Origin of the sequence: Streptomyces sp. NRRL F-2580, from assembly GCF_000720115.1 — a bacterium.
Classification (GTDB): domain Bacteria; phylum Actinomycetota; class Actinomycetes; order Streptomycetales; family Streptomycetaceae; genus Streptomyces.
In genome coordinates, this window is sequence record NZ_JOIR01000002.1 from 276,566 (window position 1) to 296,292 (window position 19,727).

The 19,727-nt window shown below is 72.7% G+C and carries 17 protein-coding genes and 1 pseudogene; 13 read left to right on the forward strand and 5 right to left on the reverse strand.

Translation table 11 applies throughout. The features are described 5' to 3' along the window. Positions 1-2 precede the first annotated feature (2 nt). A complete protein-coding gene (locus tag IF88_RS46405) occupies positions 3-179 on the forward strand; it encodes a hypothetical protein (protein ID WP_158754281.1) in 177 nt (58 codons plus the stop codon). Between the two features lie 102 nt (positions 180-281). Here the strand turns inward: IF88_RS46405 and IF88_RS0102960 are convergent, their stop codons facing one another. Further along, positions 282-3,545, reverse strand: a complete 3,264-nt coding sequence (locus tag IF88_RS0102960; protein ID WP_030706968.1) for a S41 family peptidase — start codon at positions 3,543-3,545, stop codon at positions 282-284. Positions 3,546-3,696: 151 nt separating this feature from the next. Here IF88_RS0102960 and IF88_RS0102965 point away from each other — a divergent pair, with 151 nt between their 5' ends. Beyond that, positions 3,697-4,287, forward strand: coding sequence for a TetR/AcrR family transcriptional regulator (locus IF88_RS0102965; RefSeq protein ID WP_030706969.1), 591 nt, complete (start codon positions 3,697-3,699; stop codon positions 4,285-4,287). 128 nt (positions 4,288-4,415) lie between these two features. Then, complete coding sequence (locus IF88_RS0102970; protein ID WP_030706970.1) at positions 4,416-6,617, forward strand: MMPL family transporter; 2,202 nt, start codon at positions 4,416-4,418, stop codon at positions 6,615-6,617. A gap of 89 nt (positions 6,618-6,706) precedes the next feature. Here IF88_RS0102970 and IF88_RS39985 read toward each other — a convergent pair whose 3' ends face one another. Next, positions 6,707-7,144, reverse strand: coding sequence for an SsgA family sporulation/cell division regulator (locus IF88_RS39985; RefSeq protein ID WP_030706971.1), 438 nt, complete (start codon positions 7,142-7,144; stop codon positions 6,707-6,709). A 176-nt stretch (positions 7,145-7,320) separates the two neighbouring features. On the opposite strand from IF88_RS39985, the gene IF88_RS0102980 reads away from it, so the two are divergent. The 4 genes from IF88_RS0102980 to IF88_RS0102995 are packed head-to-tail and all read left to right on the forward strand — an operon-like array spanning position 7,321 to position 11,062. Further along, on the forward strand, positions 7,321-8,364 hold the full coding sequence (locus IF88_RS0102980; RefSeq protein WP_030706972.1) for an energy-coupling factor ABC transporter permease: 1,044 nt from the start codon (positions 7,321-7,323) through the stop codon (positions 8,362-8,364). A 1-nt stretch (position 8,365) separates the two neighbouring features. Beyond that, positions 8,366-9,127, forward strand: a complete 762-nt coding sequence (gene cbiQ, locus IF88_RS0102985) for a cobalt ECF transporter T component CbiQ (RefSeq protein ID WP_030706973.1) — start codon at positions 8,366-8,368, stop codon at positions 9,125-9,127. Continuing rightward, entirely contained in the window at positions 9,115-9,876 is a 762-nt protein-coding gene (locus IF88_RS0102990; protein ID WP_030706974.1) for an energy-coupling factor ABC transporter ATP-binding protein, read from the forward strand. The genes cbiQ and IF88_RS0102990 overlap by 13 nt, the downstream gene beginning before the upstream one ends. A 28-nt stretch (positions 9,877-9,904) precedes the next feature. Then, positions 9,905-11,062, forward strand: coding sequence for a serine hydrolase domain-containing protein (locus IF88_RS0102995; protein ID WP_199808019.1), 1,158 nt, complete (start codon positions 9,905-9,907; stop codon positions 11,060-11,062). Here IF88_RS0102995 and IF88_RS0103000 read toward each other — a convergent pair. Beyond that, positions 11,051-11,545, reverse strand: a complete 495-nt coding sequence (locus tag IF88_RS0103000; protein ID WP_030706976.1) for a YbaK/EbsC family protein — start codon at positions 11,543-11,545, stop codon at positions 11,051-11,053. The genes IF88_RS0102995 and IF88_RS0103000 overlap by 12 nt on opposite strands. A gap of 299 nt (positions 11,546-11,844) precedes the next feature. After that, positions 11,845-13,470: a penicillin-binding transpeptidase domain-containing protein gene (locus tag IF88_RS0103005; RefSeq protein ID WP_030706977.1), complete on the reverse strand. Its 1,626-nt coding sequence runs from the start codon at positions 13,468-13,470 to the stop codon at positions 11,845-11,847. A gap of 140 nt (positions 13,471-13,610) precedes the next feature. On the opposite strand from IF88_RS0103005, the gene IF88_RS0103010 reads away from it, so the two are divergent. Together IF88_RS0103010 and IF88_RS0103015 are read left to right on the forward strand one after the other, a co-directional pair. Beyond that, a complete protein-coding gene (locus tag IF88_RS0103010) occupies positions 13,611-14,282 on the forward strand; it encodes a hypothetical protein (protein ID WP_030706978.1) in 672 nt (223 codons plus the stop codon). A 160-nt stretch (positions 14,283-14,442) separates the two neighbouring features. Then, on the forward strand, positions 14,443-14,709 hold the full coding sequence (locus tag IF88_RS0103015) for a hypothetical protein (protein WP_030706979.1): 267 nt from the start codon (positions 14,443-14,445) through the stop codon (positions 14,707-14,709). Positions 14,710-14,774: 65 nt separating this feature from the next. Here the strand turns inward: IF88_RS0103015 and IF88_RS0103020 are convergent, their stop codons facing one another. Then, positions 14,775-16,547: a phospholipid carrier-dependent glycosyltransferase gene (locus tag IF88_RS0103020; protein WP_030706980.1), complete on the reverse strand. Its 1,773-nt coding sequence runs from the start codon at positions 16,545-16,547 to the stop codon at positions 14,775-14,777. Between the two features lie 149 nt (positions 16,548-16,696). Between IF88_RS0103020 and rsmI the strand changes: the two genes are divergently transcribed. From rsmI to IF88_RS0103040, 4 genes and pseudogenes are all read left to right on the forward strand, one after another. Then, positions 16,697-17,554 (forward strand): 16S rRNA (cytidine(1402)-2'-O)-methyltransferase, encoded by an 858-nt coding sequence (rsmI, locus tag IF88_RS0103025; protein WP_030706981.1) that lies wholly within the window; start codon positions 16,697-16,699, stop codon positions 17,552-17,554. A 161-nt stretch (positions 17,555-17,715) separates the two neighbouring features. Continuing rightward, a complete protein-coding gene (locus IF88_RS0103030; RefSeq protein ID WP_030706982.1) occupies positions 17,716-18,216 on the forward strand; it encodes a hypothetical protein in 501 nt (166 codons plus the stop codon). Between the two features lie 10 nt (positions 18,217-18,226). Next, entirely contained in the window at positions 18,227-19,117 is an 891-nt protein-coding gene (locus tag IF88_RS0103035; protein WP_030706983.1) for a TatD family hydrolase, read from the forward strand. 191 nt (positions 19,118-19,308) lie between these two features. Continuing rightward, positions 19,309-19,727: pseudogene (locus tag IF88_RS0103040) on the forward strand (hypothetical protein); the annotation flags it as partial.

Consider the following 19,727-nt stretch of genomic DNA (forward strand, 5'->3'; position numbering starts at 1 on the left):
GCATGGGTATCAAGGACCAGTTCCAGGACAAGGCCGACGAGCTCAAGGACCGCGCGCAGAACGGCGCCAAGGGTGCGAAGGACGAGGCGACCCAGCGCACCGCCAAGCTCCAGGAGAAGTCGAAGCGCAGGCCGCAGCAGGAGCAGGCGGACCGGGCGCGCGACGAGTTCGACGCCTGACCGGACTGCCGTAGGACCTGCGAAGGGGCGCGATCCCCGATGATGTGGATCGCGCCCCTTCCGCATGCTCCTCTCCCGGAAGGCCCGTTGCTCACGGGCCGTTCACTCCCGCGGCGGCAGCTTCGGACGGCGCCGGTCCGGCACGTCCGTGTAGCCGGGCGGCACCGCGGCCGGGTCCTGCTCCAGCAGTTCCAGCGCCAGGTGCACGGCGTCGTCCAGCTGGGCGTGCCGCCCCTCCGCCCAGTCGAGCGGCGTGCGCAGGATCGCGAGGTCCGGCTCCACGCCGTGGTTCTCCACCCCCCACCCGTACTCCGGGAACCACGCGGCGTTCATCGGCACCGTGATCACCGTGCCGTCGCCGAGGGTGTGCCGGCCGGTCATGCCGACCACCCCGCCCCAGGTGCGCTGGCCCACCACCGGGCCCAGCCCCAGCAGTTTGAAGGCCGCGGTGATCATGTCCCCGTCCGAGGAGGTCGCCTCGTCGGCCAGCGCCACGATCGGACCGCGGGGCGCGTTGGAGGCGTAGGAGACCGGCTGGGCGTCACGCGTCAGGTCCCAGCCGAGGATGGATCGGGTCAGCTTCTCCACCACCAGCTCGCTGATGTGGCCGCCCGCGTTGCCGCGTACGTCCACGATCAGCGCGGGCCGGGACATCTCCATCCGCAGGTCGCGGTTGAACTGCGCCCATCCCGAGCCGCCCATGTCGGGGATGTGGAGGTATCCGCACCGGCCGCCGCTGATCTCCCGGACCACATCGCGCCGCTTGGACACCCAGTCCTGGTAGCGCAGCGGCCGTTCGTCGATCAGCGGCACGATGGCCACCCGCCGGGCGCGGCCCTCGCCCTCCGCGGGCTGGAAGGTCAGCTCCACCGTGGTCCCGCCCGCCGCCGACAGCAGCGGATAGGGGCCGGCCACCGGGTCCACGGGCCGCCCGTCCACATGGGTGAGCACGGCGCCCTCCCGGATGCCGGTGCCGGCCAGCGGGGAGCGGGCCTTGGAGTCCGAGGACTCGCCGGGCAGGATCCGGGCGATCACCCAGGTCCCGTCCTTGGGGTACAGGTTGGCGCCGAGCAGGCCGATCGCCCGCTGGTAGTGCGGGGGACCCTCGTTGCGGCGTGCGGGGGAGACGTAGGCGTGCGAGGTGCCGAGCTCACCGACGACTTCGCGCAGCAGGTCGGCGAACTCGTCGGGGGAGGCGACCCGTTCGACCAAGGGGCGGTACTGGCTCAGCACCCCGTCCCAGTCGATGCCGCACATCTTCGGCTCCCAGAAGTAGGCGCGGATGATCCGTCCGGCCTCCTCGAAGGCCTGGCGCCACTCGGCCGCCGGGTCCACCTCGTGCAGGATGCGCCGCAGGTCCAGGTAGACGGTCGAGTCGCTGTCGCCCGACTCGGTCGCCGGGACCGCGCGCAGGTCCCCGTCGTCGTTGATCACCAGCCGGGTGCCGTCGCCGCTGACCGCGAACCAGTCCAGTCCCGAAGCCAGTTCGGTCTTGCGGGCCTTGGTCAGGTCGAAGTGCTCCAGCGTCGGCTTGCCGCTGATGTCGTTCGGGTTGGCGAAGGTCTCGCCGAGCGCGCCCGAGATCGGCCAGCGCAGCCACACCAGCCCGCCCCCGTGCACCGGGTACAGGGCCGAGTACTTGGACGCGGACACCGGGAAGGGAGTGACCCGGCTCTCCAGCCCCTCCACCTCCACGGTCACGGAGCCGTCGCCGTCGCCCGGTTCTCCTTCGACCGGGTCCAGTCCCCCCGCCGCGGGCCGGCCCTCGGCGGAGAGAGCGAAGGGGGAGGGGGTCGCGGAGGACAGCGGCACCAGGTACGGGCGGCAGCCCAGCGGGAACGACAGGTCGCCGGTGTGCACGTCGTAGACCGGGTCGAAACCGCGCCACGACAGGAAGGCCAGGTAGCGCCCGTCCCGGGTGAAGACCGGGTTCTCGTCCTCGAAGCGGCCGTTGGTGACGTCGACGATGACGCGCGCGCCGGGGCCGGAGATCCGGGCCATCTTGATCTGCCGCAGCGAACGGCCGATGCCCGGGTGCGACCAGGTCAGCCAGGCTCCGTCGGGGGAGAAGGCCAGGTCGGTGACGGGCCCGTTGATGGACCGGATCAGCTCGGTGACCTCGCCGTTGGACTCCTCCGTCGCGTTGACGAGCAGCAGCCGGCCGTCGTTGGAGGCGATGGCGAGCCGCTCCCCGTCCGGGTCCGAGAGCAGCTCGGTGACGCGCCCCAGCTCGCCCGAGGCCAGCCGGCGCGGCTCGCGTTCCCCGGAGGCCCGGGGCAGGTAGGCGATCTCGATCGCGTCCTCGCCCTCGGCGTCGGTGACGTAGGCGACCTGTCCGCCGCTGCCGAGCATCTCCGGCAGCCGCACGCGCACGCCCGGCGTGTCGGCGATGGTCCGGGCGGGCCCGTCGCGGTGGGTCAGCCAGTACAGGCTGCCGCGCACCACGACCGCGCTGGCCCGGCCGGTGGTGTCCACGGAGAGCGAGTCGACGTTGCTGGCGGCCGAGGCCTGGTAGGGGCGCCGGCCCGCGCGGGGTCCGCCGAGGCGGACCTGGAGCCTGCGCGGGACGGCGTCGGGGGCCAGGGACTCGACGAGCCAGAGCTCGCCGGCGCACTGGTAGACGATCCGGGAGCCGTCGCTGGAGGCGTGCCGGGCGTAGAACTCCTCGTGGTCGGTGTGGCGGCGCAGGTCGGTGCCGTCGGGCAGGACGGAGTACAGGTTGCCGATGCCCTCGTGGTCGGAGAGGAAGGCGATCCGGCCGCCCACGAACATCGGCGCGTCCAGGTGCCCCTCGACGTCCTCCAGCAGCTGCCGGCCGTGCAGCCACAGCCGGCCGGTGGCCCCGCCGCGGTAGCGCTTCCAGGCGGCGGGCTCGTGCGGGGGCTTGCCGGTGAGCAGCAGGGTGCGGTGCTCGCCGTCGACGTCGGCGACCTGGATGTCGGAGACGGGCCCCCAGGGCAGGCGCCCGCCGGGGCTGCCGTCGGTGGGCAGCTTGTACGCCCAGGAGTAGTACGAGAACGGCTGTCCCCGGGAGGAGACCGCCAGGATGTTGCCGTCGGGGTCCCAGCCGCAGACCCGGGTGTCGGTGGCGCCCCAGTGGCTCAGCTGGCGGGCGGGGCCGCCGTCGACGGGGGCGAGGTGGATCTCGGGGTCGAGGGTGCGCCAAGTGGTGAAGGCGATGTGCTTGCCGTCGGGGGAGAACCGCGGGTGGTTGACCCGGGTCCGGTCGACGGTGAGCCGCCAGGCCCGGCCGGGTGGCTGCCCGTCGGGGACCAGCGGGGCGACCCACAGGTCGTCCTCGGTGGCGAAGCACAGGAGGTCGTCGTGCAGGTGCGGGAACCGGAGGTACGCGACGTCGTGACTCACCCCCCAATGCTTTCCGCGGCAAGGGGCCCTGGCAACTCGTACAGGTGATCCATGCCACTCCGCCCAGCGAAACGGAACGGTTTCGTTTCGCTGGAGGCGGGGGTATCGTATGAAGCGTACGGAATCGTTTCGTTCGGACGGAGGCGCGGAGATGACCGAGGCGATGGCGGCCCGGCGCAGCCGGATCACCCCCGAACGGCAGGCCGAACTGCACGAGGCGGTCCTCGACCTCCTGCGTGACGTCGGCTACGAGGCGCTGACCATGGACGCGGTCGCCGCCCGTACGAAGTCCAGCAAGGCCACCCTCTACCGCCAGTGGGGGAGCAAGCCGGAACTGGTCGCCAAGGCCCTGCGATGCACGCAGCCCGTCTCGCTGCGGGAGATCGACACGGGCAGCCTGCGCGGGGACTTCGCGCTCATGGTGGAGCACTCGGACGACGCGCAGATGGCCAAGGACACCGCGCTGATGCGGGGTCTGGCCCATGCCGTCCACGAGAGCCCGGAGCTCCACAAGGCCCTGCGGGACCTGCTGGTCGACCCGGAGATCAACGGTCTCCAGGCGATGCTCCGGCGGGCGGTGGACCGAGGCGAGATCCGCCCGGACTGTCCGGCCCTGGACTTCGTACCGCACATGCTCATCGGGGCGTTCATCGCGCTCCCGCTGATCGAGGACCGTTCCGTGGACCGGGCCTTCCTCGGTGAGTTCATCGATGCCGTGGTCTTCCCCGCCCTCGGCGTCTGATCCACCCCGTCCCCTTAGGCTCCACCGCTTCCTGCTGCTCCTGACACGCCGCTCTCGTCGTCGGGCCGGCTCTCTACGCCCTGATCCATCCGGATCCATCCCACGACCTGAACGGGAGAACCACCGACGTGGCTACCTTCCTCTACCGGCTCGGCAGGGGCGCCTTCCGGCGCCGCGGCCTCGTCGCCCTCCTCTGGGTGGCGCTGCTGTTCGCCGCCGGCTTCGGCGCGGCCTCGGCCGGCGCCCCCACCTCCGGCTCGTTCTCGATACCCGGCACGGAGGCCCAGAAGGCCTTCGACCTGCTGGACAAGAAGTTCCCGGGCATGGCCGCCCGCGGCGCCACCGCCCGCATCGTCATCAAGGCCCCCGAGGGCGCGAAGGTCACCGATCCCGGCCCCAAGGCCGAGGTCCAGAAGATCGTCTCTGATCTGAAGACCGGCCCGGGCGCGGCCGAGATCTCCTCCGTCGCCGACCCGTACGAGGCGCAGGCCGTGAGCCAGGACGGCTCCACCGCCTACGCCAGCGTCAAGTACAAGGTCAGCGGCATGGAGCTGAAGGACGCGACCCGCGACGCGCTCAAGGACTCCGGCGAGAGCGCCAAGGCCGCCGGGCTGAACGTCCAGATCGGCGGTGACGCGCTGATGGCGGCCCCCGAGACCGGCTCCGGCGAGATCATCGGCATCCTCATCGCCGCGATCGTCCTCGTGATCACCTTCGGCTCGCTGATCGCGGCCGGGCTGCCGCTGCTGACCGCCCTGATCGGCGTGGGCATCGGCGTCTCCTCCATCACCGCGCTCGCCAACGTGCTGGACCTCGGCTCCACCACCTCCACCCTCGCGATGATGATCGGCCTCGCGGTCGGCATCGACTACGCCCTCTTCATCGTCTCCCGCTACCGCGTGGAGCTCGCCGAGGGCCGCGAGCGCGATGAGGCCGCGGGCCGCGCCGTCGGAACCGCCGGCTCCGCCGTCGTCTTCGCCGGTCTGACCGTGGTCATCGCCCTGGTGGGCCTGGCCGTCGTCAACATCCCGATGCTGACCAAGATGGGCTTCGCGGCCGCGGGCACCGTGGTCATCGCCGTGCTCGTCGCGCTGACCCTCGTCCCGGCCATCCTCGCCTTCGCGGGCAGGATGGTGCTGCCCGCGGGCAAGAAGAGCCGCCTGTTCGGCAAGGGCAAGCCGGCGGGTTCCGAGAAGAAGGCCAACGGCGGCACCCGCTGGGCCCGCTTCGTCCTGCGCCGCCCGGTCATGGTGCTGCTGGCCGGTGTGATCGGCCTCGGCGTCGTCGCCATTCCGGCGAGCAAGCTGGAGATGGGCCTGCCGGACGACGGCGCCCAGCCGGTCTCCACCAGCCAGCGCCAGGCGTACGACCTGCTGTCCGAGGGCTTCGGCCCGGGCTTCAACGGCCCGCTGATGGTCGTCGTCGACGGGGACAAGGCCCTCGCCGACTCCACCGTCGACCGGATCAAGGGCCTGGACGGGGTGGCCGCGGTCATGCCGCCGATGCCCAACGAGGCCGCCGACGCCTCGATGATCACCGTCATCCCGAAGGACCGTCCGTCCTCCACGCAGACCGAGGACCTGGTCCACGAGATCCGCGACGGCAGCGGGAACGACGTCATGGTCACCGGCGCCACCGCGATGAACATCGACTTCTCGCAGAAGATGAACGACGCGCTGCTGCCCTACCTGGCACTCGTCGTCGGCCTCGCCTTCCTGCTCCTCATGCTCGTGTTCCGCTCGGTCCTGGTCCCGCTCAAGGCGGCCGTCGGCTTCCTGCTCTCGGTCGTCGCCGCCCTCGGCGCGGTCGTCGCGGTCTTCCAGTGGGGCTGGCTCGGCTCGGTCTTCGGCGTGGAGCAGACCGGCCCGATCATGTCGATGATGCCGATCTTCATGGTGGGCGTCGTCTTCGGTCTGGCCATGGACTACGAGGTCTTCCTCGTCACCCGGATGCGTGAGGCGTACGTCCACGGCGAGCGCCCGGGCCAGGCCGTGGTGACCGGCTTCCAGTACAGCGCGCGGGTCGTCGTGGCCGCCGCCGTCATCATGATCGCGGTGTTCTCGGGCTTCATCGGAGCCAGCGAGCAGATGGTCAAGATGATCGGCTTCGGTCTGGCCGTCGCCGTCTTCTTCGACGCCTTCGTGGTCCGCATGGCCATCGTGCCGGCGGTGCTCGCACTGCTCGGTCACAAGGCCTGGTGGCTGCCGAAGTGGCTGGACCGGCTGCTGCCGAACGTGGACGTGGAGGGCGAGAGCCTGCGCAAGCACCTCTCGAAGGCCCCGCAGTCTCCCGAGGGCCCGGACAAGGACCGCGAGCTGGTCAACGCCTGACCTGGCACCGTCCGGCCGACAGGACGGCCCGGCCCCGCACCGCCCGCTCGCCGGGCGGTGCGGGGCCGGGTCCGTTTCGTGCCCGGGCCTTACGCCCTACGGGTGGCGGCGGCCGGCGCGTACGCACGGCGCAGGAAGCGGCGCAGCGCGGCGATGTCGAACTGGATCACGGCGACGCCCTCCGGGGAGTGGAACTCGACGACCGCCTGGACGCGGCCGCAGGGCCAGACGCGTACGTCCCCGGTCCCGGTCGGCGCCTGGAGGCCGGCCTCCAGCAGGGCGAGGGGGAAGACCCACTCGTTGTCGGTTCCCTCGGGGGAAAGGTCGGCCGGGAAGACGATCCGGACGGCCAGCGGCTCGGCGGGGGCGTAGCGCAGGGCGACCGGGATGGTCCGGTAGAGGGGATCGTCGGTGATCACACGGGCCAGTACCCGCTCCTCGACCGGGGTCGTGGTCGAGGACGTGGGGGCGGTCGCGGTCGCCGTCGCGGTCGCGGTGGCTGGTGGATTCTCGGCGGTGGCTGACATCGACCAGGCTCCTCGAAATCGGAACATTTGCGTCCGTTTGTCCCCAGCCTCGCACATTCCGACGAAACCGCACGGACGTATTTGTGATGGCTGCGCTCTTGCCAACGGTTTGCAACTGGGCACTATTCTTGAACGGTTAAAGACTGCGTTAAGGCGTACGGAAGCGGAGCCACCCCATGCATGTGCCCGACGGTTTCATCAATGCACCCGTCTCGGTGGCCGCCGGAGTGGCGGCCGGAGCCGCGGTCGCCCTCAGCCTCCGCGGCGCCCGCCGCGAGCTCGACGAGCGGACCGCCCCGCTGGCCGGCCTCGTCGCCGCCTTCATCTTCGCCGTGCAGATGCTGAACTTCCCGGTCGCCGCCGGCACCAGCGGCCACCTGCTGGGCGGGGCCCTCGCCGCGATACTCGTCGGCCCCTACACCGGTGTGCTGTGCGAGTCCGTCGTCCTGCTCATGCAGGGCATCCTCTTCGCCGACGGCGGGCTGACCGCCCTGGGCGTGAACATCACCGTCATGGGCGTCGTCACCGTCGTCGTCGCCTACGCGATCTTCCGCGGGCTGCTCGGGATCCTGCCGCCCACCCGCCGCTCCGTCACCGCGGCCGCCTTCGTGGGAGCCCTGCTCTCGGTGCCCGCCGCGGCCGCCGCCTTCACCGCCGTCTACGCGATCGGCGGCACCACCGACGTGGCCATCGGCAAGGTGTTCACCGCCATGGTCGGCGTGCACGTGCTCATCGGCATCGGCGAGGCCGCCATCACCGCCGCGACCGTGGGCGCCGTGATCGCCGTACGGCCCGACCTGGTCCACGGGGCCCGCGGGCTGACCGCGCCGCTGAAGCTGCGCGTCGACGGCGAGCTCGTCGACGCACCCGCGGCCGCCGCCCCGGTGGCCGCCCGCTCCACCGGGAAGGTGTGGGCGACCGGCCTGGTCACCGCGCTCGTCCTCGCCGGGTTCGTCTCCTACTACGCCTCCGCCAGCCCCGACGGCCTGGAGAAGGTCGCCGCCGACAAGGGCATCGACGCGAAGGTCGAGGACCACGCCGCCGCCGACTCCCCGCTCGCCGACTACGGCGTCAAGAACGTCGACGACGCCCGCCTGTCCGGCGGCCTCGCCGGGGTCATCGGCGTCGGCGTGACCGTCGTCGCCGGCACCGGGATCTTCTGGGCCGTGCGCCGCCGCCGCACCGGAGAGCTGACCGCCACCTCCGTCTCGGCGGGCTGACATGGGAGCCGGCCACGCCCACAAGCTCTACCGGCACGGGCACACGCCGGTGCACGACCTGCCCCCGCACTGCAAGCTCGCCGCGACCTTCGCCTTCGTCGTGGTCGTCGTGTCCACACCGCGGGAGGCGGTATGGGCCTTCGGCCTGTACGCCGCCCTCATCGCGGCGGCCGCGGCCGTGGCCCGGATCCCGGCCGGCTTCCTGCTGCGCAGGCTGCTGATCGAGGTCCCGTTCGTCGCCTTCGCCGTGCTCATGCCCTTCGTCGCCGAGGGCGAGCGGGTGGAGGTGCTCGGCATGTCGCTGAGCGTCTCCGGCCTGTGGGGCGCCTGGAACGTCCTCGCCAAGGGCACGCTCGGGGTGGCCGCCTCCGTCCTGCTGGCCTCCACGACCGAGCTGCGGGCCCTGCTGCTGGGCCTCCAGCGGCTGAAGCTGCCGCCCCTGCTCGTCCAGATCGCCTCCTTCATGATCCGCTACGGCGACGTGGTCACCGACGAGCTGCGCCGGATGTCGATCGCCCGCCGCTCACGCGGGTTCGAGGCCAGCGGGATCCGGCACTGGGGGGTGCTGGCCAAGACCGCCGGAGCACTGTTCATCCGCTCCTACGAGCGCGGCGAGCGGGTCTACCTCGCGATGGTCAGCCGCGGCTACGCCGGCTCGATGCCGGTGATCGACGAGGTCTCGGCCTCGCGCGCCCAGTGGGCGTACGCGGCCGTGCTCCCGGTGACGGCCCTCGCCGTCTGTCTGATGGGATGGACGCTGTGAACCTCTCCCCTTCGCTGGAAGTCTCCGGCCTCGCCTACGCCTACCCCGACGGACACCAGGCCCTCTTCGGGGTGGACCTGACCGTCGGGCGCGGCGAGCGGGTCGCCCTGCTCGGGCCCAACGGCGCCGGCAAGACCACGCTGGTGCTGCACCTCAACGGCATCCTGGGCGGCGGGGTCGGCGCGGTGACCGTCGCCGGGCTGCCCGTGGAGAAGCGCAACCTCGCCGAGATCCGGCGCCGGGTCGGGATCGTCTTCCAGGACCCCGACGACCAGCTGTTCATGCCGACCGTCCGGGAGGACGTGGCCTTCGGGCCGGCGGCGGCCGGAATGCGGGGCGCCGAGCTGGAGGAGCGGGTCCGGGCCGCCCTGGACCAGGTCGGGATGGCGGACTTCGCCGACCGGCCCCCGCACCACCTGTCCTTCGGGCAGCGCCGCCGGGTCGCGGTGGCGACCGTCCTGGCCATGCGCCCCGAGATCCTGGTCCTCGACGAGCCCTCGTCCAATCTGGACCCGGCCTCGCGCCGCGAGCTCGCGGACATCCTGCGCTCGCTCGACGTGACCGTACTGATGGTCACCCACGACCTGCCGTACGCGCTGGAACTGTGCCCGCGCTCGGTGATCCTCAGCGAGGGGGTCATCGCGGCGGACGGCCTCACGCAGGACCTGCTGTGCGACGAGAAGCTGATGCGGGCCCACCGGCTGGAGCTCCCCTTCGGCTTCGACCCCCGCTCGGTCCCGGTGGCATAAGCCCCGGTCGCCGGTTGTTGAAGTGCTCGTGGAGATCCAGGGTGTGGTGGCGGAGGGCTTCGAGCCCGTCCGGGACGCGTTCGTACGCAATTTCGAGGTGCTCGGCGACCGCGGCGCGGCCGTCGCCGTCTACCGCGACGGCCGCAAGGTCGTCGACCTGTGGGGCGGCACCAAGGACGCCGACGGCACCGAACCCTGGACCGGGGACACCGCGCAGATAGTCCGCTCCGCGACCAAGGGCGTGGCCGCCGCCGTACCGCTGCTGCTGCACCAGCGCGGGCTGCTCGACCTGGACGCGCCGGTGGGCTCGTACTGGCCGGAGTTCAAGACGGGCGACAAGGAGCGGATCCTGGTCCGCGACCTGCTCGCGCACCGGGCCGGCGTCCCGGTGATCGACCGCGGGCTGACCGCCGCCGAGGCCGCGGACGGAGTGTCCGGGGCGCACGCCATCGCCGCGCAGCGGCCGTTCTGGGAGCCGGGCACCGAGCACGGCTACCACGCGCAGACCTACAGCTGGCTGCTGTCCGAGCTGGTGCTGCGGGTGACCGGCCGCACGCTGGGCGCCGTACTGGCGGAGGAGATGACCGAGCCGCTCGGCCTCGACTTCTGGATCGGACTGCCGGAGGCAGAGGCGCACCGGGTGGGCCGGGTGGCCCCGGTCGACCCGCCGGAAAGCGCGGGCATGCTCAGGACCCGGCCGCGCAGAAACGTCTCCGAGGCCTACGCCGACCCGGACTCCCTCACCCGCCGCGCCTTCCGCGCCATCGACCCGCTGCCCGACGAGAACGACCCCGCCTACCGGGCCGCCGAACTGCCCGCCTCGAACGGCATCGGCACGGCCCGCGCCCTGGCCCGCTTCTACGGGGCCACGATCGGTGTGGTCGAGGACGGCGCGCGGATCTTCACCCCGGCCACCACCGCGCTGGCCGGCCGCGAGCTCTCCTCGGGCCCGGACCGGGTGCTCGTCGTGAACACCCGCTTCGGCCCCGGATACATGCTGCACGGCCCCGCCTCGCCGCTGCTTTCCCCGGCCTCCTTCGGGCACCCCGGCCGCGGCGGCTCCCTGGCCTTCGCGGACCCGGACGCCGGCATCGGCTTCGGCTACGTCACCAACGCCCTGGCCAAGTCGGTCACCGCCGACCCGCGCGCCCAGGCCCTGGTCCGGGCCCTGCGCTCAGCCCTCTGACGGCTCCGACGGCCGCTCGCGTACATCGGCCACGGTGGCCCCGGCATGCCGGACGAGCTCGCCGGGAGCCATCGGGAACACCGTGTGCGGGGTCCCGGCCGCGGCCCAGACCGTGTGGTGGGCCAGCAGCGAGCGGTCGGCCAGCACCCGGGTGCGCGTACGGTGCCCGAAGGGCGGCACCCCGCCGATGGCGTAACCGGTGGTCTCCCGGACCACGGCCGCGTCCGCCCGGGTCACCCGGGCCGCGCCCAGCTCGCGGCCGACCGCCGCGACGTCCACGCGGGAGGCCCCGTCCATCAGGACCAGGACGGGGACGCCGTCCGCCGCGAAGATCAGCGACTTGACGATCTGGCCGAGCTCGCAGCCGATCGCGGCCGCGGCCTCGGCGGCGGTCCGGGTGGCCTCCGGGAAGGCCCGTACCTCGGCGTCGATGCCGAGGGCGGCCAGTGCCTCGGCGAAACGGGGGTGCGCGGTGGTCGTCATGCCCGGACGCTAGCGCCCGCCGCGGGGAGGCGTCATCCCACTTTCACCCCGCGGACACCCCACCCGACGTGGGCGGTCAGCCGGCCTTCAGGACCTGCGGCCGACGGTCAGTCGGCCTTCAGGACCTGCGCGACGATCGGCCCGGCCGTGCCCTGTTCTTGACGCGGCTCTCGCACTGCTCGGCGCCGGGGCGCCGCGCAGGCTTCGGGCCGCTGCGCCGGACTCCGTCCGTCGGCCGGGGAGCCGGCGGCCCGCAGGCTGCCGGCGGTCAGCCGGCCTTCAGGACCTGCGGCCGGCGGTCAGTCGGCCTTCAGGACCTGCGCGACGATCGGCCCGGCCGCGTCGCCGCCGTGGCCGCCGCCCTCGACCATCGCGGCCGCGGCCACGTCGCCGCTGTAGCCCGTGAACCAGCTGTCCGGGTTGCCGGCGCCGTCGACCTCCGCCGAGCCCGTCTTCGCGCCCTTGTCGCCGCCCACCGACCGCATGACCTTCTCGGCCGTGCCGGCGGTCGCCGTCTGCCGCATCATCGCGACCAGCTGCTGCTGCACCGAGGGCTTCATCCGCCGCTCCGCCGTCGCGATCTTCCGCCCGTCGAGCTCCGGCGAGACCAGCAGCGGCTGGCGGAACACGCCGGTGCGCGCGGTCGCGGTGACGGACGCGATGTTCAGCGGGTTCATGGTGATCTTGCCCTGCCCGATGTACCCGGCGGCCTCCTCCGCGCCCGTCGCCGTCGGGACCGTGCCGTCGACGGACTGGATGCCCGTCCTCCAGTCCAGGTCGATGCCGAAGACCTGGTTGGCCTCCTTCGAGAGCGCCGCGTCGTCGTGCACCTGCGCGACCGGCTTGATGAAGGCGGTGTTGCAGGACTTGGCGAAGCTCGTCGCGAAGTTCGCGCCCGGCAGCTCGAAGTTGTCCAGGTTGTGGAAGGTGCGCCCGCCCCAGCGCACGTCCTTCGTGCACTGCGCCGGCTTGTCGGCCGCGACCAGTCCGCGGTCGATCAGCATGGCGGCCGTCACGATCTTCATCGTGGAGCCGGGAGCCCTGGCACCCCGCATCGCCGCGTTGAAACCGTCCGTGCGGTGGTTGGCGACGGCCAGGATGTGCCCGTTGCTCGGCTGGACGGCGACCACCGAGGCCTCCGGGTACTTGGCGACCGCCTGCTCGGCCGCCGCCTGCACCTTCGCGTCCAGGTACGTCTTGAGGGTGCTCGGCTCGCCTTCGACCAGGGTCAGCAGGGTCCGCTTGGGGGACTCCTTGAGGGCCGGCTCGATCCACACCTCCGCGCCCGGCCGGCCGCCCGTCTTGCCGCCGTAGTTCTGGCGCAGCTCGTCGAGGACCTGCCGCAGCGAGGGGTACTTCTCCGGGGTCAGCTCCTCGCCGTTGCGGTCGACGGCCCTGACCGGCGGGTTCGCCGCCGCGCCCGCGCGCAGCCTCTCGTCCTTCTGGAGCTGCGGGTGGATCACCGACGGCTGCCAGTCGACCAGCGGCTTCCCGCTGGTCACCCCGCGCACCACCGTCAGCTGGGAGTCGTAGGCCAGCGGCTTGGTGGTGCCCTCGTACGTGATCTCGGCCTCGACCTTGAAGGGGACGGTGGTGCCGTTCGGCGGGCCGGGGGTGATCACGGCCTTGGAGACGTACGCCTTGGTCCTGAAGTCGCCGACGGCGGTCTGCGCGGCCGCGGCATTGTTCGTCAGCTCGGCGGCCACCCGCTCGTCTCCGGCGGCCCACGCGGCCAGGAAGGCCTTTGCGGTCGCGGCGGTCTCCTTCGCGCCTACGGGTCCGCTGCCCTTCTCGGCCTGGACGGAGATGTCGCCGTCCTTTGCCTCGCCGCTGTCCCCGACCAGGGCGTACACCCCGTATCCGGCGCCGCCGAGCATCGCGAGGAACACCCCGCCGATGATGGCGCCCTTGGCTGCCCCGTTCACTGCGTCCCCTCCCCAGGAGCCACGGCTCTCTGAACATGTTCAAAGAACCCTTGGTGTGGACCCTACGCTGCGGAGCGAATCGTTCCGGGCGTTGTTACCGGACCGGAACATCGCGACTGCGAAGACCGTTGTACGAACTGATGACCACGACGAGGCCCACGGCAGTGAAGGCGCTCCGCATCGGCGGACCGCCTCCCGAGCGGATCTGGTACACCTCCTACGGCTCGAACATGCACCGCGGCCGGCTGGCCTGCTACCTCGCCGGGGGCACCCCCGCGGGCGGCGCCCGCCGCCAGCCCGGCTGCCGCGACCCCCGCGCGCCGGCCCGCTCGGTGGCCGTGGAACTGCCCGGAAGTCTGTACTTCGCCACCGAGTCCCCGGTGTGGACGGGCGGCCGCGGGTTCTACGACCCGACGGCGCCGGGCCGCACCCGCGGACGGGCCCACCTGGTCACCGCCCAGCAGTTCACCGACATCGCCGCCCAGGAGATGTACCGGGAGCCCGGCGCCGACGCCGACGTCGACCTCACCCGCGTCCTGCGCACCGGACGCGACGAGCTGGGACCCGGCCGGTACGAGACGCTGATCTGCTCCGGCGCCCTGGACGGCATCCCGGTGCTGACCTTCACCGCGCCCTGGGCCATGCACGAGGTGGAGTGGGTCAGCCCCGCCGCCGCGTACGTCGCGCACCTGGCGGCCGGGCTGCTGGAGTCCGGGTCCTGGGACGCCCGCTCCGTCGCCGACTACCTCGCCCGCTGCCCCGGCGCGGCCGGCCGCTGGAGCGCGGACCGGATCGCAGGCCTCCTGACCTGACGTGCGCGCCCCGGGGCCGTGCTCTAGCGTCGAAAGGGCGAGGGGGACCGCAGCGTCGAGTACGGTCGCCCCTTCGAGTGCCCGCTCTTCGTCTTCGCCCCCGCCCGTGGTCCGGCGCACCCGCCGATCGCGGGACCGACCGAGAGAGCAGGTGCAGCGCATGCGTCCGTCCGCCCGTATCCCCGGCGTCCTCGCCGGCCTCGCCCTCGCCGTCGGCGGCGCCGTCTTCGTCGCCCCAGCCGCCCACGCGGACAGCAAGGCCTGCGAGCAGTCCCTCCAGCAGCACAAGGTACAGGTCACGGACGATGTCCGGCAGGCCTGCTACGAGGGTCAGATCGGCAACCAGACCAGCTGCAGCGCCAGTCTCACCGAGGCCGGCGTTTCCAAGGAGGACGCGGCCAGCGCTTGCCAGGTCGCCCCGAAGTAGCACCGAGAAGGCAGCAACGACGACGGGCCCGGCACCAGGAGGTGCCGGGCCCGTCGTTTCGCCTGCTAGACCCAGGTGTCCAGCCACATGCGGCCGCGCCAGGAGTCCATCGGGAGGGTCTGGCCCGTGTAGATCGGCCAGAAGTAGATGAAGTTCCACACGATCAGCAGGACCAGCACCCCCGCCCCGATGGCGCCCAGTGCCCGTCGGCGCTCGGACGAGCCCGCGGGGCCCAGGAGGGCGCCGATCATCATCGCCACCGCCAGGCACAGGTACGGGACGAAGACCACCGCGTAGAAGTAGAAGATCGTCCGCTCCTGGTAGTTGAACCAGGGCAGCAGACCCGCGCCCACCGCGCACGCGATCGCACCCGCCCGCCAGTCACGGCGGAAGAACCAGCGCCACAGCACGTACAGCAGCGCGAAGCAGCCCGTCCACCACAGCAGCGGGGTGCCCAGCGCCAGCACCTCGCGGGCGCACTTGCCCGCCTCGGTCGCCGGGCAGCCGTCGGTGCCGGGCGCGGGGGACTCGTAGAAGTAGGAGACCGGACGGCCCAGGACCAGCCAGCTCCACGGGTTCGACTCGTAGGTGTGCCCCGAGGTCAGCCCGACGTGGAACCGGTAGACCTCGGTCTCGTAGTGCCACAGGCTGCGCAGCCACTCCGGCAGGAACGACAGCGCGCTGTGCTGGTCGTTCTTGGCCGCCCAGTCGCGCAGATAGCCGCCCTTGCCGTTGTCCGGGCTGAAGATCCAGCCCGACCACGAGGCCACGTAGGTCACGATCGCGACCGGCACGGTGGACACGAAGGCGGGCAGCGCGTCGCGCCGCATCATCGCCGCGTACGGGGCCCCCGCGCCCGCGGTGCGGCGCGCGGCCGCGTCCCACAGCACGGTGAGGACCCCGAAGAAGGCCAGCACGACGAAACCGTTCCACTTCGTGCCCGCGGCCAGGCCCAGGCAGACCCCGGCCAGGATCCGGTACGGCCGCCAGCCCAGCCGCAGCGTCTCGGCGATCTTCATGTCGGGCCGTGTCCGGCCCTCCGGATCGACGGGCAGCGCGTCCGCTAGTCTGAGCCGGGCCCGGTCCCGGTCGATGAGCAGCGCCCCGAACGCGGCGAGCACGAAGAACATCAGCACCAGGTCCAGCAGCGCGGTGCGGCTCATCACCAGGTGCAGACCGTCCACCGCGAGCAGCGCGCCCGCCAGACAGCCCAGGAACGTCGAACGGAAGAGGCGCCGCCCGATCCGGCACAGCATCAGCACCGACAGGGTGCCGAGCACGGCGGTCATGAACCGCCAGCCGAAGGGGGTGAAGCCGAACATCCACTCGCCGAGCCCGATCACCCATTTGCCCACGGGCGGGTGCACCACGTAGCCCGGGTCCACCGGCAGCGCGACCCCGTCCGGGTTGGCGAGGATCGACGAGTCGATGTCCTTGGGCCAGCTCGCCTCGTAGCCCTGCCGGACCGTGGCCCACGCGTCCTTGGCGTAGTACGTCTCGTCGAATATCACCGCCTTCGGGCTGCCCAGGTGCACGAACCGCAGCACCCCGGCGGCCAGCGCCACCAGCAGCGGCCCCGCCCACCCGACGATGAGCTGCCAGGTCCCCCACACCTCCGTCGGCAGACCGAAGGTCAGCCACAGCTGCCGGGACGGCCTGGCGTACGGCGGCACCAGCCGGGTGCGGACGTCCGCACGCGGCGACGCGGCGGCGGCCGGCACGTAGCCGAAGCCGCGCAGCCGGCGCAGCCAGGTGGGCGGCTCTTCTTCGCGCCCCGCCGGCGAGGCGGCAGGGGCGGCCCCGGCGGGGCTGGGCGACGGCGTCGCGGTACTGGTCACCGGCACATCGTAGGGAAGAGAACGGTGTGTGCCCCAGTGGCCGGGGCCTGACGCGGGGCGGCGGGGCGCGGGACTGAGAGGATGGGCGGGTGACAAACGACCAGCCCCGCGGTACCCAGCCCACCACTCACGCCGCCGCGGCCGAAGGCCTGACGGGCACGCTCGTCCTCGCCGGCACCCCCATCGGCGACCTCGCCGACGCCCCGCCGCGCCTCGCGGCCGAGCTGGAGCGGGCCGACGTGATCGCCGCCGAGGACACCCGGCGGCTGCGCCGGCTGACCCAGGGCCTCGGCGTCCACACCACCGGGCGTGTCCTGTCGTACTTCGAGGGCAACGAGTCGGCTCGCACCCCCGAGCTGGTCGAGGCCCTGGCCGGCGGCGCGCGCGTCCTGCTCGTGACCGACGCCGGCATGCCCTCGGTCTCCGACCCCGGCTACCGGCTGGTCGCCGCCGCCGTGGAGAAGGACATCAGGGTCACCGCCGTCCCCGGGCCGTCCGCGGTGCTCACCGCGCTCGCCCTGTCCGGGCTGCCCGTGGACCGGTTCTGCTTCGAGGGGTTCCTGCCGCGCAAGGCGGGCGAGCGCCTCGGCCGGCTGCGCGAGGTCGAGGCCGAGCGGCGCACCCTCGTCTACTTCGAGGCCCCGCACCGGCTCGACGACACCCTCGCCGCGATGGCCGAGGTCTTCGGCGCCGGGCGGCGGGCCGCGGTCTGCCGCGAGCTGACGAAGACGTACGAGGAGGTCAAGCGCGGCGGGCTCGGCGAGCTCGCGGCCTGGGCCGCCGAAGGGGTGCGCGGGGAGATCACCGTCGTCGTGGAGGGGGCCCCGGCCGCCGGACCCGGTGACGTGGACGCCGAGGAGCTGGTGCGCCGGGTGCAGGTGCGCGAGGAGGCGGGGGAGCGGCGCAAGGAGGCCATCGCGGCGGTCGCGGCCGAGGCCGGGGTACCCAAGCGCGAGGTGTTCGACGCCGTGGTCGCGGCAAAGAATGCGGCACAGAAGATGCCGTAAGTCGGTAAAGAGCTAACCTGAAAAGCAAAGCTCAGACCGGGCACCGGGCGCTTTCGGCATGGACTCGCCCAAAGACCGTCCAACACTGGACAGGGCCTGATGCGCTCCCGCCCGAAGAGGCGTCCACTGGCAATGGCACCAGTGGAACAAGAGGAGCTGGCATGAGTGAGATCGCTGACACCCCGGTACCCGTCCCCGCCGCGGTACCCACCGCAGTCCCCGCCGCCGTCTCCCGCCCCGACGTGCAGACCGTGCACGAGGCCTACTCCTTCGCCTGCATGAGGTGCGGGTACGCCTGGGAGCAGGCGTACGCCATCGAGCACCACGTCGACGGCAGGGGCGAGCCGTTCATCATGTACACGGTCAACGGCGAGCGGGTGCCCTCCCCGCTGTCCAACCCGACCTGCATGAACTGCGGCGGACACGTCGTACGGATCATGCGCGCGGGCCAGGTCTCCTCGGTGCTCGGCATGATCGACCACCTCTACCACCACCGCATCGCCCCCGGGATCGCCGGACCGGTGCCGGCCGGGGCCAACGTCCCCCGGACCCCGAAGCCCCGCAAGGGCACGCACGACTCGCCCGGACCCGTCGCCGTCGACCAGGCCCGGGAGCGCCGGGGCCCGCTCTCCCGCCTGATGGGGTTCTTCCGCCGGTCATAAGATCGGCCCTATGAGCCCTAGCCCTTCCTCCGCCTCCAAGGACGCACTGCCCCCGCTGCCCGAACCCCTCCGGGTGGCGGTGGCCGACTCGCACACCCACCTCGACATGCAGGCGGGCACCGTCGAGGAGGGCCTCGCGAAGGCCGCCTCGGTCGGCGTGAGCACCGTCGTCCAGGTGGGATGCGACGTGAAGGGCTCCCGGTGGGCCGCCGAGACCGCCGCCGCCTACGAGAACGTCCACGCGGCCGTCGCCCTTCACCCGAACGAAGCCCCCCGCATCGTGCTCGGGGATCCTGGGGGAGGGGGGCCGCGGCAGGGCGCCCGGGCCGGCGGCGGCGAGAGCGCCCTCGACGAGGCGCTCGCCGAGATCGAGGCGCTGGCCGCCCTCGACCACGTGAAGGCGGTCGGCGAGACCGGCCTCGACTACTTCCGCACCGGCCCGGAGGGGATGGCCGCGCAGGAGCGCTCCTTCCGCGCCCACATCGAGATCGCCAAACGGCGGAACAAGGCACTCGTCATCCACGACCGCGACGCCCACGCGGACGTGCTGCGCGTCCTGCGCGAGGAGGGCGCCCCGGAGCGGACCGTCTTCCACTGCTACTCCGGGGACGCCGACATGGCCCGCGAGTGCGCCGCCGCCGGGTACTACATGTCCTTCGCCGGGACCGTCACCTTCAAGAACGCCGCTCCGCTGCGCGAGGCGCTGGCCGTGGCCCCGCTGGAGCTCGTACTCGTCGAGACCGACGCGCCCTACCTGACCCCGGCGCCGTACCGCGGCCGGCCCAACGCGCCGTACCTCATTCCGCTGACGGTACGGGCGATGGCCGCGGTCCGCGGTATCGACGAGGACGCGATGGCCACCGCGCTGGCCGCCAACACGGCGCGCGCCTTCGCCTACTGAATCCGCCCGGATCCGCCTGCCGAATCCGCCGCTGAATCCGCCCGTCCACCGTTGGTCCACCGCTGACCCACCGGCGTTCCGCCACCCCGGTCCGACACGCTGGGTGTCCGTCTGACTTTGGAGCGTGACGACTCCTCCGCTAGGGTGCCGTGCCCGAACCGGGGTGCCGTATCACCAGTGGAGCGAGCGTCGTGAGCGATACGCAGGGCAGTCACCGCCGTGGCGGTCCCGTCCCGGAGGCGTACGGGGCCGAGCCCCAGGCCTGGACGGCCGGTACGGGGGGCCCCGGGGACACGCTCCGGGACCCCGACCCCGCAGTCCCCGCCCCGCGCCCCGGCAGCCGGCGGGCGGGGCGGCGCCGCCGCGTCGCGGACACCGTCACCGGCCCCGGCCTCCGCGGCGCCGGGATGCCGGCCGAACGCGCCGGGCCGGCCGGGCTGGCCGGGCTGGCCGGGCTGGCCGCATTGGAGGAGCTCGCCGAACTGGCCGAACTGGCCAGGCTCTCCGAAGCCGACACACTGGCCGCCCCCGGCTCGGGCCGCCGCCGGGCCGCGAGCCCGGCCGGCGCCGTCGTGGCACCCGCCCCCGCCGCACCCGGCGGGAACTGGCG